The sequence below is a fragment of the Dehalobacter sp. genome (assembly GCA_023667845.1).
Classification (GTDB): Bacteria; Bacillota; Desulfitobacteriia; order Desulfitobacteriales; family Syntrophobotulaceae; genus Dehalobacter.
This window is the reverse complement of record JAMPIU010000073.1, coordinates 103,438-117,975: the sequence shown is the minus strand read 5'-3', so window position 1 is coordinate 117,975 and position 14,538 is coordinate 103,438. Positions and strand designations below refer to the sequence as shown.

The following is a 14,538-nucleotide window of genomic DNA, read 5'->3' as shown; positions in this document are numbered from 1 at the left end:
ATCGATTGGCATGAATCTTGCCGTAAGTGTCAAATTGATGTATCATATAGATGCAACATGATATTCAATGGATGAATTACCTGAGTAAATCCCGTTTTTTATGTGAAAGGAGGAACAAAGCATTTCAATTTCTGTAATTGTTTGATCGCAGAAGGAATGCTGGAAATGGAGTAGCTATGGAATTCCGTATGATATTCGCTGAACAAAGCGATGAGGAAAATCTGAGAGAAATTCTTTGGGAATATGGAATGGATATTTCCGGAGAAATTGATGAACATGTGATTGTCAAAGAAAATGATCAGGTTTTGGCTGGCGGAAAGATTGATGAATATGAGGATTACAAATTCTACCTTGAAGTGTTAGGTGTAAAATCGGAAAATCGCAATTATGGACTTGGAGGTTTTCTCCTCTCCGAAATGATCAAGGCCCCCTGGTTATGCTGTAAAAATCCTCTTTCAAAACATTTGCCGGGAACAAGATTTGAAATTACGACTGTAGCCAGAGGAGCCGCTTCAGGTTTTTATTATTCTTATGGTTTTGAAGCATGCAGTTTCTCTGAAATACCTAAAACTTTTAGAGACCAATGTGATAGCTGTCCGATCCTAGATGACTGCAAACCGGTCCCGATGATTTATTTTGGAGGGAACTCAAAATGAAAAAGGCAATTATTGTATTTACTAAGGTACCTAAAATTGGTGAAGTTAAAACCCGTTTGACGGAAGCACGCGGGGGTATTTTGACCCCTGAGGAAGCAAATGCTCTGTACGAAGCCTGTATGCTCGACGTGATTGACGTAGCACTTAGCCTGGATGATATTGATATTTGGATTTGCTACAACAAAAACGGTGATAGATCTTATCTGGATTCCTTATTGACAAAAGTAAGCTACCCGCAAAAGATTGCCGGTGTATTCAGTGACAACGGCGGATCCTTTAATGAATGCATGCAGTATGCGACAGATTTCCTGCTTAAGTCAGGTGCGGCAGACAGACTCTCAGATGCGCTCCTGATTGTTGGAGGTGATTTGCCGTCGCTTCAGCCCCATATATTAAGGGATGCTTTAGACAGACTGGAAAGCTTAAGCCAGAGTGAATTCGGGATGAAGGTTGCGGAAGTCATTCCGACAGCACCTTCGATTGGAGCTGCAATTGTGGAAGGTTCCTGCCAGGAAGGCGGATTCTCCATTATTGGTTTGACCTGTACGACGTCATTTGGTTTTGATTCCGTCTTTTATAATATCGATGGCATCACGGCACTCGATGTTTTGGTCGCCAAGGCAGAGAATGAGGATGTACCTTTTGGCATGGTTGAGCAGGTGCCGGATGTGGATATTCCTATAGATCTGGCCAGTGCAATGCCTGTTGTCCGGGCGATCGAACTGGCTGCCAAGTATGATGATTCAATGATTGTTCCAAAACGTACGGTTAAGTTCTTAAATGACGTAGGGTTACAGTCGGTTACAATGCCGTCAGTCAGAGAATCGGTATAATATTTTAGTTTGATCCAGAAGGTGGAAGAAAAATATGAGGCAGATACGCCAAGATGTATTTCTTGAACAGCAACAAAGATTGTTCATGACCACTGAACTGCGCCAGGCAATTTCTGTATTGCAGATGTCGACTCTGGAACTTAACGAGTATATCACCAAAAAAATTGAAGAGAATCCTTTTCTGGACGATGAACCTGTTGCAGCTGAAACCAATGAGGTTGCCAGTAAGACGACGACCCGGGTCAATATGGACGACCTGATTGAACATTTTGGCCGCGACAGTAATATTGGACATATCTGGAGTGAGAAGAATGAAAATAATACCGGATATGAGCAATATCTGTCTCACCGTCCAAGTTTATATGAACAGCTTGAATTTCAATTAAATCTGGAGATCAAGAACCCTACGAATATTATCATTGGCAACTATCTGATAGGAAGCATTGACCGGAACGGCTATTTAACAACAGACCTGGAATATATCGGCAAAAAATTGAATGTTGCCGTTAAGAGAGTAGAAGAGGTCCTAAGGGTCATTTATACTTTCTATCCTACCGGCGTAGGCGCCCGTAATCTTCAGGAGTGCCTGCTTCTGCAAATGAGAGCAAACGGTAAGGGCAGCGAGCTTGCGGAGAGGATCATTCAGAACTACTTCCAGGAGCTTGCCGATAAAAAAATGACGAGAATAGCCAATGCGCTCTCCGTGTCTGTGAAGCAGGTCCAGGAAGTATATGATCTTATTAGGACGCTTGATCCCAAACCCGGACTGCAGTTTGCCCCTGATAGAAATCCATTTATCTGGCCTGATGTTACGATTATGAGAGACCAGAACGATTATATGGTTATAGTGAACGACCTTGATTTTAACTATTTGAGATTCAATCAAACGTATGTGGATATTCTCCGTAATTCGAATGCGTTATCTGATGATGTAAGAAAATACCTTGAAGAAAAGTTTGATTCCGCTTTGGGACTCATCCGCGGAATTGAACAAAGAAGACTGAATATTTACAAAGTTGTACAAAGCATTGTTGATATTCAAAGAGAATTTTTCGACAATGGCATTGAATATCTGAAGCCATTGACCATGAGTCAGGTTGCGGACTTGGTTAACATCCATGAATCTACGGTAAGCCGGGTCGCCTGCAACAAATACGTTCAGACACCACGCGGACTGTTTGCTTTAAAATATTTCTTTAACTCCGGTGTGGGTTCTTATGACTGCGACAAAGTGAGCTCGAAAAGTGTCAAACACTTGATCCAGGATATCATCAATAAAGAAGACCCGAAAGAACCATTAAGCGACCAGGATATCATGGACATGCTTGTGAGCAAAGGGATAAGGATCTCCCGGAGAACTGTCAACAAGTATCGTCAGAGTATGGGGATACCGACAAATTTATATCGTAAAAGATATTAATTTGCCCAAATCATATGATTGCTAAAGCAAGAGATGGGGAAAACAGATGAATATAGCAGATCATAAATTGCAGCAGGCGTGTCAACGTATTACGGAAAATTGTATTGACTGCATGCAGTGTGTTTCCGGGTGTGAGTTTCTTCAGGGAATCGGTGAAGATCCGGTTGCGATTGCAGAGAGAGGTCCTTCAGTAGAAGAGGCCTATTCCTGTTCCCTTTGTGGTTTGTGTGAGGCTGTTTGTCCGGTATCAGTTAGCATGCTGGACATGTTTGCAGAAAAAAGAACGGATGCGGTAGAAAAAAAACAAATGACGATTAATGACTATCGCTACTTGTTTCCGGATCGCAAAACAACGCCAATGAGTCTGTACCGGGAGATTAAGGGCATTCGTTATGATGATTTAGCTCCTCGGGAGGAAGCCTCTGTTGTATTCTTTCCGGGATGTAGCATGATTACCTATTCTCCGGAGTTGGTGAGAGCTTCATTTGCTGAACTGTTGAAACAATTTAAAGGGCTGACCATTCTTCCAGACTGCTGCGGACTGTCCCTTTACCAGTTGGGTTTACCGGATCGCGGGGAACAATTTGTTCAACAAATCAAGTTAAAGTTTCAGGCCCTTAAGGTCAAGTCAATCATCATGATTTGCCCGAACTGTTATTATACGCTGCGGGAGTTCCTAAAGGATACCGATATTCGGCTGCTGACGATTTATGAAGCATTGGCAGATTCCGAGGCGTTTAAGGACGACAGTAAGAAAGCCCAAAACAGCGAAATCACCGTCACTTTGCATGACGCCTGCCCGGACCGATATGACGGAATATTAGCCGGACAGGTCAGAGAAGCATTGGTGACAAAGGGCTTTAAGCTTGTAGAAATGGAACATAGCCGGAATTTGTCTAATTGCTGCGGAAGCGGGGGCCATGTCAGTCATTTCTTCCGGCCTGACCTTTCGGAAAACCTGAAAAGAAAACGCCTGGAGGAAGCCAAAAATTCCGGTGCCCAGGTGCTTGCCGGTTATTGTCTCGCCTGTGTCCTGAATTTTGCGAAGGAATCCGGCAATGGAAGCATGAGGATTCAGCACGTCCTAAACCTTTTGCTTGATTTGGACCAGGATTTCTCCGATGTCAAAACCAAATCGAATGAGATATTTGAAGGCCCGCAGGGTGAAAAATACTGGGAAAAGATTATGGCTGAAGACTAAACCGAAATAAAAAAACATACCAGAGCATATATGATGTTTTGAGCATATATGATGTTTTTTAGATGAAAGAATGAATCGCGTTAGCGAGCTGTATAAATACTAGAAAATCAGGAAAGTGAAAAGGGTATAAGATTTGAATTACCAGGAAATGACCAAAGTATTAAAAGAAGTATTGGGCCTTCGCTGGGATCCGGTGGCCGTACGGATGATGAGACCGGACGAAGAACGTCCGCCCGAGACGATTGAGCCGAACGTTCCTTTGCGCCACTGTCAGTCTGTGATTGTTGCGCGCAGAGGCCACAGTTTATATATGCCGCCGCGGAGCCATGCTTGTCCCGATGGCTCAGGCATTCTGGGACTTGTGGAAATGTCGCCGAAACTTAAATCCGGCGAATTATATCTGCTTTTTAAGAAAATGCCCACTCTGGAAACGGCGCAGAAAATGATTGCCTCCAGACCCGAGTTTAAGCCCTATAGTTATGAAGCCACCCTGCTTGCACCTCTGGACCAAGCGACATTTGAGCCGGACGTTGTGATCTTCACCCTATATCCCGAGCAGGCCATGTGGCTCTGTTGTGCGCAGACTTACAGCAACGGCGAACGCCAGAACTTTAAGACTTCCGGCTTTAACTCCACCTGTGCGGATTTGGTTATCCAGCCGATGAAAACAGGAGAAATGAATATTTCTTTTGGCTGCTACGGGGCGCGGGCGTCAAGTGAAATTGATGATTTTGAACTGTATTTGTCCGTACCGGCCAAAATGCTGGAGCCCATTGTCCTGGCACTTCAAAAACTGGGTCAGAAAAGCATTCCGGAAGAGAGAAGAAAAATATACATTCATCCGGTGATGGATAAGATTGGTTCGCTGCGCGGTGATCCTCAAAAGGGAGAAGGGGCTTCTTCAATCCGAATTTTTATCGATGAAAAACAATGCACCGGCTGTGGTTTGTGTGCGGCTTTTTGTCCGGCCAGTGTGCTCGAAATCAAAGAAACTTCCAATGGCAAGTTTTTAGAAGCTGTTCATCCTGAATTATGCAGTTTGTGCTATACATGTTCAGGCCAATGCCCGCAAAAGGCGATTCAAATATCTTATATTTAAATGAGGTATTCCACATGACAGTAGAGTTTAAAATATTGGGTACCGGAGCGGGACCCGGAGTCCCTTCCTATTATTGCGACTGTATCGCCTGCAGGGAAGCCGAGGAAAATCCCCGGTTGGCCAGAACGCGCAGCGGAGCAGTAATCCGGACCGGCCGGGAAACCATACTCATTGACGCTTCAGCAGATCTCAGGAGTCAGCTGGTCAGGGAGAAAATAAAGGAAATTGATTATGTGTTTATGAGCCATTGGCATTATGACCATTTTGGCGGGTTAGGAGACCTGGAGTTTTATGTGAAGTTACACAGGCAGGAAGCTGTCAAGCTGTATTTGCCTCCGGAAGCGGTTGCAGAATTCCAGGCAGCCTACCCGTTTTTACGTGATGTGTTTGAGGTCTCGCTGTGGCAGTTTGAAGAAAAGTACCAGTTTGAAAACCTGACGCTGACGCCGCTGCCGGCCAGACACAGCACGCTGACAGCGGGATTTGTTCTGGAGTCCGGGCGAAAGGCGGCTTATTTCACCGATACTTCCGGGTTGCCCGATTCAACAGCCGCCAGGATCAAAGGAACGGATTATCTGATCTGTGATGCGACGTTCCACGGAGATAACTGGTATCCCCACAGCCATATGTCTATTAAAGAGGCGATCAAACTCGGCAGGGATGTCGAGGCCAAACAGACAATACTTACCCACCTGGCCATGCACTACAGCGAACCGGTTACGGTGACTGAATTGGAAAACCAGCTCAGAAATCATCCGGGTGTTTCTTTAGCCTATGACGGGATGACGATCGATCTGAATTTATAGGGGGAACGAATATGAGTGGACTGTTCTCCTCGCTTAAAATTAAAGGAATGGCTATGAGCAACAGGCTGGTCATGCCGCCGATGGCGCTGGACAAAGCTACATCAAAAGGTGAAGTGACCGAAGGGCAAATCCAGCATTATCTGCTAAGAGCCCGAAGCTGTCCAGAGACGGAAAAAAGACCTGCCGGGAGCAGCAGAGCCGGGATCGGACTGGTGATCGTCGAGCATTCTTATATTGAGCCACAGGGGAAATCCCATCCTCGGCAATTGGGCATCTACGATGACTTTCTGGTTCCGGGGCTTCAGCTTCTGGTCAATGAACTGCATCAGGAAGGTGTTCCGGTCGGAATTCAAATCACGCATGCAGGGGCGAGGGCAATGGATGCCCCGGTTGGGCCGTCCGCGGTATTTTGTCCCGACCTCAGCCGCTGGAAAAAGACACCCGATCCAAATGATTTGCCACGGGAACTCAGTACCGGTGAAATCAGCCGGTTGGTCGAAAAGTTCGCTGAAGCTGCCTGTCGGGTCAAAAAAGCCGGATTTGATTTCGTGGAGATCCACGGTGCCCATGGTTACCTGCTGAATCAGTTTTATTCCCCGCTCACCAACCATCGTACGGACGAGTACGGGGGTTTTTTGGAAAACCGCCTGCGTTTTTCCTGTGAAGTGATTCGGGCAGTCCGGGAAGCTCTTGGCCCAGAAATGCCCGTGTTCTACAGACTTGGAGCCGATGACCGCCTGCCCGGTGGCAATACCCTTCAGGATAGTATCAGGGCAGTTCCGCTTCTGGTTGAAGCCGGGATCGACTGTCTGGATTTGTCGGGTGGGATCTGCGGATATCTGAAAAGCGGCCCGGAAGGATTTTTTGCGTATATGGCTGAGGCCTTAAAACCGGTGGCCGGAATCCCTGTTTTAGTGACAGGCGGAATCAAAAACGCTCGGAATGCGGTAATGCTCATTCAGGAAAACACGACAGATCTGATCGGAGTCGGCCGGTCCCTGCTGAATGATCCTGACTGGGCAAGGAATGCCTGGCGGGAGATTAATCAATATAAAGACGAAGAAACAGTGGGTGTTTAATTACACCCATTTTGCATGAAAGCGCAAGTTAAGGGGGCGCAACAGAATAAGTTGCGCCCCCTTAATCTCGTATGATATTTGAACAGGTCATTCAGGTGAAGGTGTGTTCAGAGAAGGTATATTAAGATAAAGAGTGTCCATTGGAAGGAGTGTTCAAGGGGAAGGTATATTCCAGAAAAGGGTGTTCATGGACGAGGTGCTTTTGCTTGGGCATCACTTTTTAGCTGCGGCTGCAATATTGGGTGTGCAAAAGCCTGTGGGATAATTCTCCGAGGGGCTCAAGCAGAAAGTCCTGATAGAGTTCCTGTACTGCCGGATTTTCATGCGACTTGCGTAGCGGCATGTTTTCATCGACCTGGTACAGGGCTTGAATCCGTCTGGCTCTGATCTCATTGGTCGTGCCGTAAGGCTGGCCTCCGCCGCCGATACATCCTCCGGGACAGCACATGACCTCGATGAATGTATAATCAGCCTGCCCTGCTTTGATCATTTCCAGAATTTTTTTGGCGTTAGCAAGCCCGTGGGCAATCCCCGCTTTTACTTCCGTTCCGGCAAGATCAACCGAAGCTTTTTTTACGCCGGCCATTCCGCGCACGGCTGTAAAGTTTAAGTCAGTCAGGGTTTTACCTGTGACAACTTCATACACGGTACGTAGGGCTGCTTCCATAACCCCGCCGGTTGCTCCAAAAATAGCGGCTGCACCTGTTGATATGCCGAGAGGTGAATCAAATTCAGCTTCAGGGAGCATCCGAAAATCAATTCCCTCGTGCTGCAGCATTCTGCCAAGTTCACGGGTCGTGAGGACAATATCTACATCCTGGCTGCCGCTTGCATTCATTTCTGGGCGTTCGGCTTCAAATTTTTTAGCGGTACAGGGCATCACGGAGACGACAATTATATCCTTGGCTTCAAGGCCACTGGTCTGAGCATAGTACGTTTTGGCCAGGGCCCCAAACATTTGCTGGGGAGATTTGCAGGTCGACAGATGTGGTATCAATTCCGGATAGTAATGTTCCATATATTTGATCCAGCCGGGACTGCAGGAAGTAATCATCGGCAGGACGCCGCCGTTTGCTATCCGATCTAGTAATTCATGGCCTTCTTCCATGATGGTGAGATCTGCTGAGAAGTCTGTATCGAAAACCCGGTCAAATCCCAGACTGCGTAAAGCAGAAATAAGTTTCCCTGTCGCGATTTCGCCTGATGGGAATCCAAATTCCTCAGCTAGTGATACCCGGACGGCCGGAGCGACCTGAACGACGACATGTTTTTGGGGATCTGCAAGAGCTTCCCAGACGCGGTCTGTATCATCCCTTTCATGAATTGCACCTACCGGACAAACCAAAGCACACTGTCCGCACAGCACACAGGCAACATCAGCCAGCTGTTTACCGTATTCCGGTGAAATGCTAATTTCCGTACTGCGGTTATGACTATAGAGGATTCCAACGTTCTGAATATAGTGGCAGGCTTCTGCACATCGACCACATTTGATGCATTTATCCGGATTTCTCACCAGCGAAGGGGTTGAGAAATCCTGAGAGAAACTGTGTTTTCTTTTTTCTCCTTGGATATCCCTGACTCCGAATTTGGCTGCGATTTGTCTGAGTTCACAGTTACCGTTACGGATACAGGTCAGACATTCCTGCGGATGGTCAGCAAAAATTAATTCCAGAATCGTTCGTACGGTTTCTCTGACTCTCGGAGAATTCGTCGTGATGTTCATTCCGGCTGTTACCCTGGTGGAACAGGAAGGCACGAGGTTTTTTATGCCTTCTACCTCGACCACACAAATCCGGCAATTTGCCTTGACGCGCTGATCAGGATGATGGCAAAGGGTTGGAAGATCAATGCCCTGTTGTCTGGCTGCCTCTAAAATAGTGATTTCAGATGCAACTGCCGTTACCTTACCGTTTAGCGTAATATTAATGTTTTGCATCAGGCGGTCTCCTCCTCAATGAATGATGGTTTGTTATCACGGCAGGAAGCAAGATATTCATCCCGGTAATAGGCCAGGGAGGAACGAAGGCTGTTGCCGGCTGCTTGGCCGAGACCGCAAAAGGAAGCTTCTTGAATCGCCCGGGTATACCGCTCCAGCGTACTAACATCCTGACGCACGGCTTCTCCGGCGAGCAGTCTGTCAAGGATCAGATTGGCCTGACGCAGTCCTTCCCGGCAGGGCGTGCATTTGCCGCAGCTTTCATGTAGAAAGAAGCGCAGCCGGTTTTGAACGTTTGACAAGATCGAACGGGTGTCGTCCAAAACAAAGATAGCCCCTGATCCGATCGTAATCCCGGTCTTGGAACAGGCCAGATATTCCAGCGGGGTAAAAAGCATTTCAGGCGGTATCAGAACACCGGAAGCACCGCCAATGTTTACAGCTTTTATGGCTTTTCCGGTCTTTGCTCCGCCGCCATATTCACTGATGATTTCAGCGAAGGTTATTCCGAATGGTACTTCAAATAAACCGCGGTTTTGGACATCGCCGGAAAGCGAAATCAACTTGGTTCCGGGACTGTCCGGTGTACCAAAAGAACGATACCAGGATGCACTTTTTTCAATGATTTTGGGGATATTGGCAAGCGTTTCAACATTGTTGATCAACGTCGGTTTTTGCCAGAGACCGGCTTGGGTCGGGTAAGGGGGTTTCAGACGCGGACGGCCTTTTTTGCCCTCGATGGAGGAGATTAAAGCGGTTTCCTCACCGCAAAGATAGCTTCCGGCACCGGAAAATAGCTTTAAAGACAAGCTGAAACCGCTGCCAAGAATATTTTCTCCAAGGAACCCGCGGCGCTCGGCTTCTTCGATGCTTTCGCGCAGGATTTTCTGTGCTTCAGGATATTCGTGCCGAACGTAGATATAACCTTCAGAAGCTCCGGCCATAAACGCCGCGATGGTGATGCCTTCCAGCAGTTGAAAAGGGATATGCGTCATAATGAACCGGTCCTTAAAGGTGCCTGGTTCACCTTCGTCGGCATTGCAAATGATATAACGCAGTTTTTCCGTGTTGGCCCGTAGCATTTTTATTTTTTCAGCAGTAGGGAAAGCAGCTCCGCCCCTGCCGCGCAGTCCGGCATCCGATATTTCTTTCAGGGAAGTTTCAGGACCCTGGGCCAGGGCTTTGGCTAACGCGGAATATCCGCCGTTTTGACAATGATGGTCCAAGTCGACATGCCTGCCCGGAGAAATATTAAAAATCTGATCGTCATCAAGCATTTTGTTCATTCTGATATTCCTTTCTTAAATTACGGATAATGGCGACCGCAGCTTCCGGAGTCAGGTCACCATAGACCGCATCATCAATTTTGATGGCCGGAGACATATAGCAGGCACCAAGGCAATTGACGCTTTCCAGAGAAAAAAGCCCGTCCGTTGTTGTTTGTCCGATCTTAATCCCGAGTTCCTGTTTAATTGCAGCGAGGATGGAAGCTTTGTTGGCATTTTCACAGGGCGCGTTGGTACATATCCGGATAATGTGCATGCCCCTCGGTTTCAGGGAGATCTCACTATAGAAAGATGCCGTGGAATAAACCCTGCTTCGGGAGATATTCATTTCCCGGGAAATTTCATTTACGGCTTCTTCACTCAGATGATTCTGGGGGTCGGCATCCTGAACGGCTAAAATTACTTGAAGCAACAAGGCTTCTTCTTTTCCAAACCGGTTGACAACTTCTTTGATTGCCGTCATTTGATCACACTGCCTTTCTGTAACCTTTCTGCAGGAAAGTTTACCTGTGCTTGCTTTAGTGTAATATGGGGCAAAATGTAAATCAAGAATAGTTATTTATTTGACAAAATAACAGAATAACAATGCAAAATAATAGACATTGCTAGCAAAGTTATTAATATATTTAACAATGCTGTTAATTATTTAACAATAAATAGAAATCTCCCGGTTCAGTTTTAACAGGGAGATTATCAGGACTATTTGTTATTTTTTTGAATCGATTATTCTATTTTTATATGTCTATTTGTTCGCCTAATTGTTGATTGCTTTATGATCTATTCAACAATAATTGCTGTTTATGGTGTTTCTTTCAGAGACTCTTCCCTCAGAGACTTTTCCTGAAGGTTATATCCAAGCACCATCAGACAGTCAATCATATGGGTATTTTCCACAATAATATCTTCCGGCATCATCAGTTCGACCGGAGAGAAATTCCATAAAGATTTAACGCCCAAATCAGTAACCAACCTGGCGACTTCACCCGCACAATTTTCCGGAACGGTCAAAACCGCAATATCCACAGAGTTTTTGCTTAAAAAATTCGGCAGGTCATCCACGGGCTGGACCTCAACGTTCCTGATTTTTTCGCCGATCAGTTCAGGCTTGACATCGAAGATCCCGGCAAGTCTAAACCCGCTTTTTTCAAAATTCGTGTGTTTAGCCAAAGCATGGCCCAAACTTCCGGCCCCTATAATGATCATGTTATGAGAATGCTGCAGTCCAAGTAGTTTGTGTATTTCCTGATGCAGAAAGCTGACATCATAACCATATCCCTGTAGGCCGTTGCCGCCAAAACAAAAAAAGTCCTGTCTTACCTGAGAAGAGGTCAGACCCATTCGGTTGCCCAAATCTTTAGAGGAAATCCTGCTGATTCCCAATTGCAGCAGCGTTGAAAGATACCGGTAATATCTGGGCAAACGTTTTACAACCTGACTGGATAGTTTCTTTTCGTCCATCGCTAGTTTCACCCCGAAATAGAATAATATGCAGTATAGTATATCATAATTGTATATTCCCCTTCTACTCCGATTTCCTTAATTTTTTTTGTAAATTGAATATTATTGATTTGGTCTCCTGATGGTATTTTGCCCAAATGTTATATGCATTATCTGGTGCGTTTTTCAACTTAAAGAATTAAAAAAGAAAAATTTTTTCATTTTGGAAAAACATTTATCCTCGACGGGCTGAAAAATTCTTGGTTTAAGCCATTTTAGCATATGCTCCATCTGGCATAAATCTTGCAATGTAATATTCTGATATTGGTTGTTTGAATGGAGAGTATAGACTAAGAGGAGGGAAATCGTAGACAGGGAACTGCCAAAACATGTTTCCGCAGATGTGCGAATATTCTTAAGCAATCATTTATAAGCAATTCTATTTATTAAATGAAAAAAATGGGAATATGGCAGAGTGGATTTTTAACATCAGACTATAGGGTCTAAAATAAAATAATTTATTTAAATTTAAAAATCTGGAGGCAACAGATGAACAGAAATGTTGATTTGGAACAAGAAGGTATTGTGGTAAAGAAGTCATGCTGCTACTTTTGTCACCAGAACTGCGGCGTACTGGCGTACGTCAAAGATGGCAAAGTAATAGCAATTGAAGGCGATCCTGAGTTTCCAACCAATACCGGCGGATTATGCTGCCGCGGAAATATCGCCTTACTGCACCTTGATCACCCTGACCGCATCAATTACCCTCTGAAAAGAGTTGGTAAGAAGGGCGAAGGGAAATGGGAACAGATTCCCTGGGATCAGGCAATTAGTGAAATTGCAGCAAAACTTGCTGCCATCCGTGATGAATTTGGTTCAGAAGCCGTAGCGACAGCCGGCGGCACGCAGCGTACGGATGACTGGGCCCGCCGTCGTTTCATGAATCTCTTCGGCAGCCCGAACGGTTTTCATAATTCACACCTCTGCTGGATTCCAACCTTTATGATTGAGACCGCAATTTGTGGCTGGAGCCCGTTTGAAATTGATTTGGGTGCCAGCCGATGTCTGGTGCTCTGGGGACAGAACCCAGGAGTCTCAAGTTTGCCGGAAATGCACCATCTGACCGAGTTCAGAGAAAAAGGCCTAAAAATTATGGTCATTGATCCAAGATTTACGGAAACAGCCGCCAAATGCGACATGTGGCTGCCTTTGCGTCCGGGTTCCGACCTGGCCCTTATTTTGGCCTGGTTGAATGTCATTCTCTATGAGGGTCTGTATAATGCTGATTTTGTCGAGAACTGCTGTGTTGGTTTCGGCGAGCTGTTTGCGCATGTTGAACAGTTTACACCGGAATGGGCCGCGCCGTTGACCTGGCTCACCGCAGATCAGATCAGAGAAAGTGCCAGAATGTATGCGATGAACACGCCCGGCAACATTCAATGGGGTCCGTGCGTGGATCAGCTGGGAAGAGTGAGCGGTGCAGCGATACATGCCCGTGCACTTCTCCGCGCAGTTACCGGCAATCTTGATGTACCGGGATCCGACCTTCTGACCGGACCAAGCCGTGAATACATCACTGACGAAGAGATGGAAGGCAATGAATTCCTGCCGGAAGAACAGAAAGCCAAACAAATCGGTTCCGACAAGTTTAAACTCCTTACCTGGCCTGGATACAGCAAAATTGCTGAAGCAACTAAAAAAATCTGGGGAAAGGCGCCTACCGCCGAATGGATGTGCGAGGCTCATCCACCTTCGGTCTTCCGGGCGATCATTTCCGGCGACCCGTATCCGGTGAAAGCGCTTTTGGTATCTGCTACCAATCCGGTCAATTCCTTCGGTGAGAGCAAAGTTGTGCTGGAAGCGCTTAGAAAAGTAGAATTTATGGTCACCTGCGAGTACTGGATGACGCCGACCGCCGCGCTTTCCGATTATGTCCTGCCGATTGCCGGTGCCTTGGAGCGTCCAACCATCACCAGCAGCTACGGCTGTACGGACTTTCTTCTTGCATCGCAGCGCGCTATTCAACCGATGTACGAACGTCGCAATGACTATAATTTCTGGAAAGACCTTGGTGTCGCCATGGGACAAGGTGAGCATTGGCCGTGGGAAACCGTTGAAGATGCTTACTTTGCTAAAATTGAACCTCTTGGTTATGGTACTGAAAATTATGATGAATTTGTTGAATGGTACCGGTTCCATTTCCCGGAAAGACAATATCAGAAATATCTCAATCAGGGTTTTGCAACTCCGTCCGGGAAAGTCGAGCTTTACTCAAGTACCCTGAAGGATCTTGGCTATCCGCCAATGCCCGAATACGTTGGACCGGTTGAAAATGAGATTGATCACCCGGAATTGGCCAAGGAGTATCCGTTGGTCTTAACGACCGGCTATGGCTTTATGCCTTTTCACCATTCAGAACATTTCAATCTCCGCAGTGTCCGTTATATTAATCATGAACCTCATTTCCAAATTAACCCGAAAACAGCAAAAGAGTATGGCATCAAGGAGAATGATTGGGTTTGGATTGAAACGCAACGCGGTAGAATTAAACAAAGAGCCGATGTAACTCAGGCCGTTTCCCCAAAAGTCATTGTTACCGAGCGCGGCTGGTGGTTCCCGGAAAGAGAAATCAATGAGCCTGTACTTGGCGGATGTATGGAATCGAATACCAACGTATTGACAAGCACCCGGGATGAGGACTGTGACCCGATCAGCGGTACTTGGGCCAACAGAGGCTTGTTATGCAAGATTTACAAGGTTGATGGAAAGGAGGGAAAATAAC

General features: G+C 46.2%; 12 protein-coding genes. 8 read left to right on the top strand and 4 right to left on the bottom strand.

The window, feature by feature from the left end; all coding sequences use genetic code 11:
- Positions 1 to 176: 176 nt before the first annotated feature.
- From NC238_06015 to NC238_05985, 7 genes are all read left to right on the top strand, one after another.
- The gene (locus NC238_06015; GenBank protein MCM1565498.1) at positions 177 to 656 is read left to right on the top strand and encodes a GNAT family N-acetyltransferase; all 480 of its coding nucleotides are present in this window, start codon (positions 177 to 179) and stop codon (positions 654 to 656) included.
- Positions 653 to 1,489 (top strand): DUF2064 domain-containing protein, encoded by an 837-nt coding sequence (locus NC238_06010; protein MCM1565497.1) that lies wholly within the window; start codon positions 653 to 655, stop codon positions 1,487 to 1,489. Before NC238_06015 ends, NC238_06010 begins: the two co-directional genes overlap by 4 nt.
- A gap of 34 nt (positions 1,490 to 1,523) precedes the next feature.
- Positions 1,524 to 2,909: an RNA polymerase factor sigma-54 gene (rpoN, locus tag NC238_06005; protein ID MCM1565496.1), complete on the top strand. Its 1,386-nt coding sequence runs from the start codon at positions 1,524 to 1,526 to the stop codon at positions 2,907 to 2,909.
- Positions 2,910 to 2,955: 46 nt separating this feature from the next.
- Complete coding sequence (locus tag NC238_06000) at positions 2,956 to 4,110, top strand: (Fe-S)-binding protein (protein MCM1565495.1); 1,155 nt, start codon at positions 2,956 to 2,958, stop codon at positions 4,108 to 4,110.
- Positions 4,111 to 4,243: 133 nt separating this feature from the next.
- Positions 4,244 to 5,209 carry a DUF169 domain-containing protein gene (locus NC238_05995; GenBank protein MCM1565494.1) on the top strand — a complete coding sequence of 322 codons (966 nt, stop codon included), beginning with the start codon at positions 4,244 to 4,246 and terminating at the stop codon, positions 5,207 to 5,209.
- A 14-nt stretch (positions 5,210 to 5,223) separates the two neighbouring features.
- On the top strand, positions 5,224 to 6,015 hold the full coding sequence (locus NC238_05990; protein ID MCM1565493.1) for an MBL fold metallo-hydrolase: 792 nt from the start codon (positions 5,224 to 5,226) through the stop codon (positions 6,013 to 6,015).
- Between the two features lie 11 nt (positions 6,016 to 6,026).
- Positions 6,027 to 7,094 carry an NADH:flavin oxidoreductase gene (locus NC238_05985; protein ID MCM1565492.1) on the top strand — a complete coding sequence of 356 codons (1,068 nt, stop codon included), beginning with the start codon at positions 6,027 to 6,029 and terminating at the stop codon, positions 7,092 to 7,094.
- Between the two features lie 220 nt (positions 7,095 to 7,314).
- Here NC238_05985 and NC238_05980 read toward each other — a convergent pair whose 3' ends face one another.
- The 4 genes from NC238_05980 to NC238_05965 form a co-directional block, all read right to left on the bottom strand.
- Positions 7,315 to 9,033: an NADH-dependent [FeFe] hydrogenase, group A6 gene (locus tag NC238_05980; GenBank protein MCM1565491.1), complete on the bottom strand. Its 1,719-nt coding sequence runs from the start codon at positions 9,031 to 9,033 to the stop codon at positions 7,315 to 7,317.
- A complete protein-coding gene (locus tag NC238_05975; protein ID MCM1565490.1) occupies positions 9,033 to 10,319 on the bottom strand; it encodes an NADH-quinone oxidoreductase subunit F in 1,287 nt (428 codons plus the stop codon). Before NC238_05975 ends, NC238_05980 begins: the two co-directional genes overlap by 1 nt.
- On the bottom strand, positions 10,303 to 10,782 hold the full coding sequence (locus NC238_05970) for an NAD(P)H-dependent oxidoreductase subunit E (protein ID MCM1565489.1): 480 nt from the start codon (positions 10,780 to 10,782) through the stop codon (positions 10,303 to 10,305). The genes NC238_05975 and NC238_05970 overlap by 17 nt, the downstream gene beginning before the upstream one ends.
- A 335-nt stretch (positions 10,783 to 11,117) precedes the next feature.
- Complete coding sequence (locus NC238_05965) at positions 11,118 to 11,777, bottom strand: redox-sensing transcriptional repressor Rex (GenBank protein ID MCM1565488.1); 660 nt, start codon at positions 11,775 to 11,777, stop codon at positions 11,118 to 11,120.
- A gap of 528 nt (positions 11,778 to 12,305) precedes the next feature.
- On the opposite strand from NC238_05965, the gene NC238_05960 reads away from it, so the two are divergent.
- Positions 12,306 to 14,537, top strand: a complete 2,232-nt coding sequence (locus tag NC238_05960) for a molybdopterin-dependent oxidoreductase (GenBank protein MCM1565487.1) — start codon at positions 12,306 to 12,308, stop codon at positions 14,535 to 14,537.
- Position 14,538: the final 1 nt, after the last annotated feature.

Excerpts from the sequence above, each read along its gene's own strand:
- NC238_05965 (MCM1565488.1), bottom strand. The coding sequence starts at position 11,777 with ATGGACGAAAAGAAACTATCCAGTCAGGTTGTAAAACGTTTGCCCAGA.
- NC238_06015 (MCM1565498.1), top strand. The coding sequence starts at position 177 with ATGGAATTCCGTATGATATTCGCTGAACAAAGCGATGAGGAAAATCTG.
- NC238_05985 (MCM1565492.1), top strand. The coding sequence starts at position 6,027 with ATGAGTGGACTGTTCTCCTCGCTTAAAATTAAAGGAATGGCTATGAGC.
- rpoN (MCM1565496.1), top strand. The coding sequence starts at position 1,524 with ATGAGGCAGATACGCCAAGATGTATTTCTTGAACAGCAACAAAGATTG.
- NC238_05970 (MCM1565489.1), bottom strand. The coding sequence starts at position 10,782 with ATGACGGCAATCAAAGAAGTTGTCAACCGGTTTGGAAAAGAAGAAGCC.
- NC238_05960 (MCM1565487.1), top strand. The coding sequence starts at position 12,306 with ATGAACAGAAATGTTGATTTGGAACAAGAAGGTATTGTGGTAAAGAAG.
- NC238_05990 (MCM1565493.1), top strand. The coding sequence starts at position 5,224 with ATGACAGTAGAGTTTAAAATATTGGGTACCGGAGCGGGACCCGGAGTC.
- NC238_05975 (MCM1565490.1), bottom strand. The coding sequence starts at position 10,319 with ATGAACAAAATGCTTGATGACGATCAGATTTTTAATATTTCTCCGGGC.
- NC238_05980 (MCM1565491.1), bottom strand. The coding sequence starts at position 9,033 with ATGCAAAACATTAATATTACGCTAAACGGTAAGGTAACGGCAGTTGCA.
- NC238_06000 (MCM1565495.1), top strand. The coding sequence starts at position 2,956 with ATGAATATAGCAGATCATAAATTGCAGCAGGCGTGTCAACGTATTACG.
- NC238_06010 (MCM1565497.1), top strand. The coding sequence starts at position 653 with ATGAAAAAGGCAATTATTGTATTTACTAAGGTACCTAAAATTGGTGAA.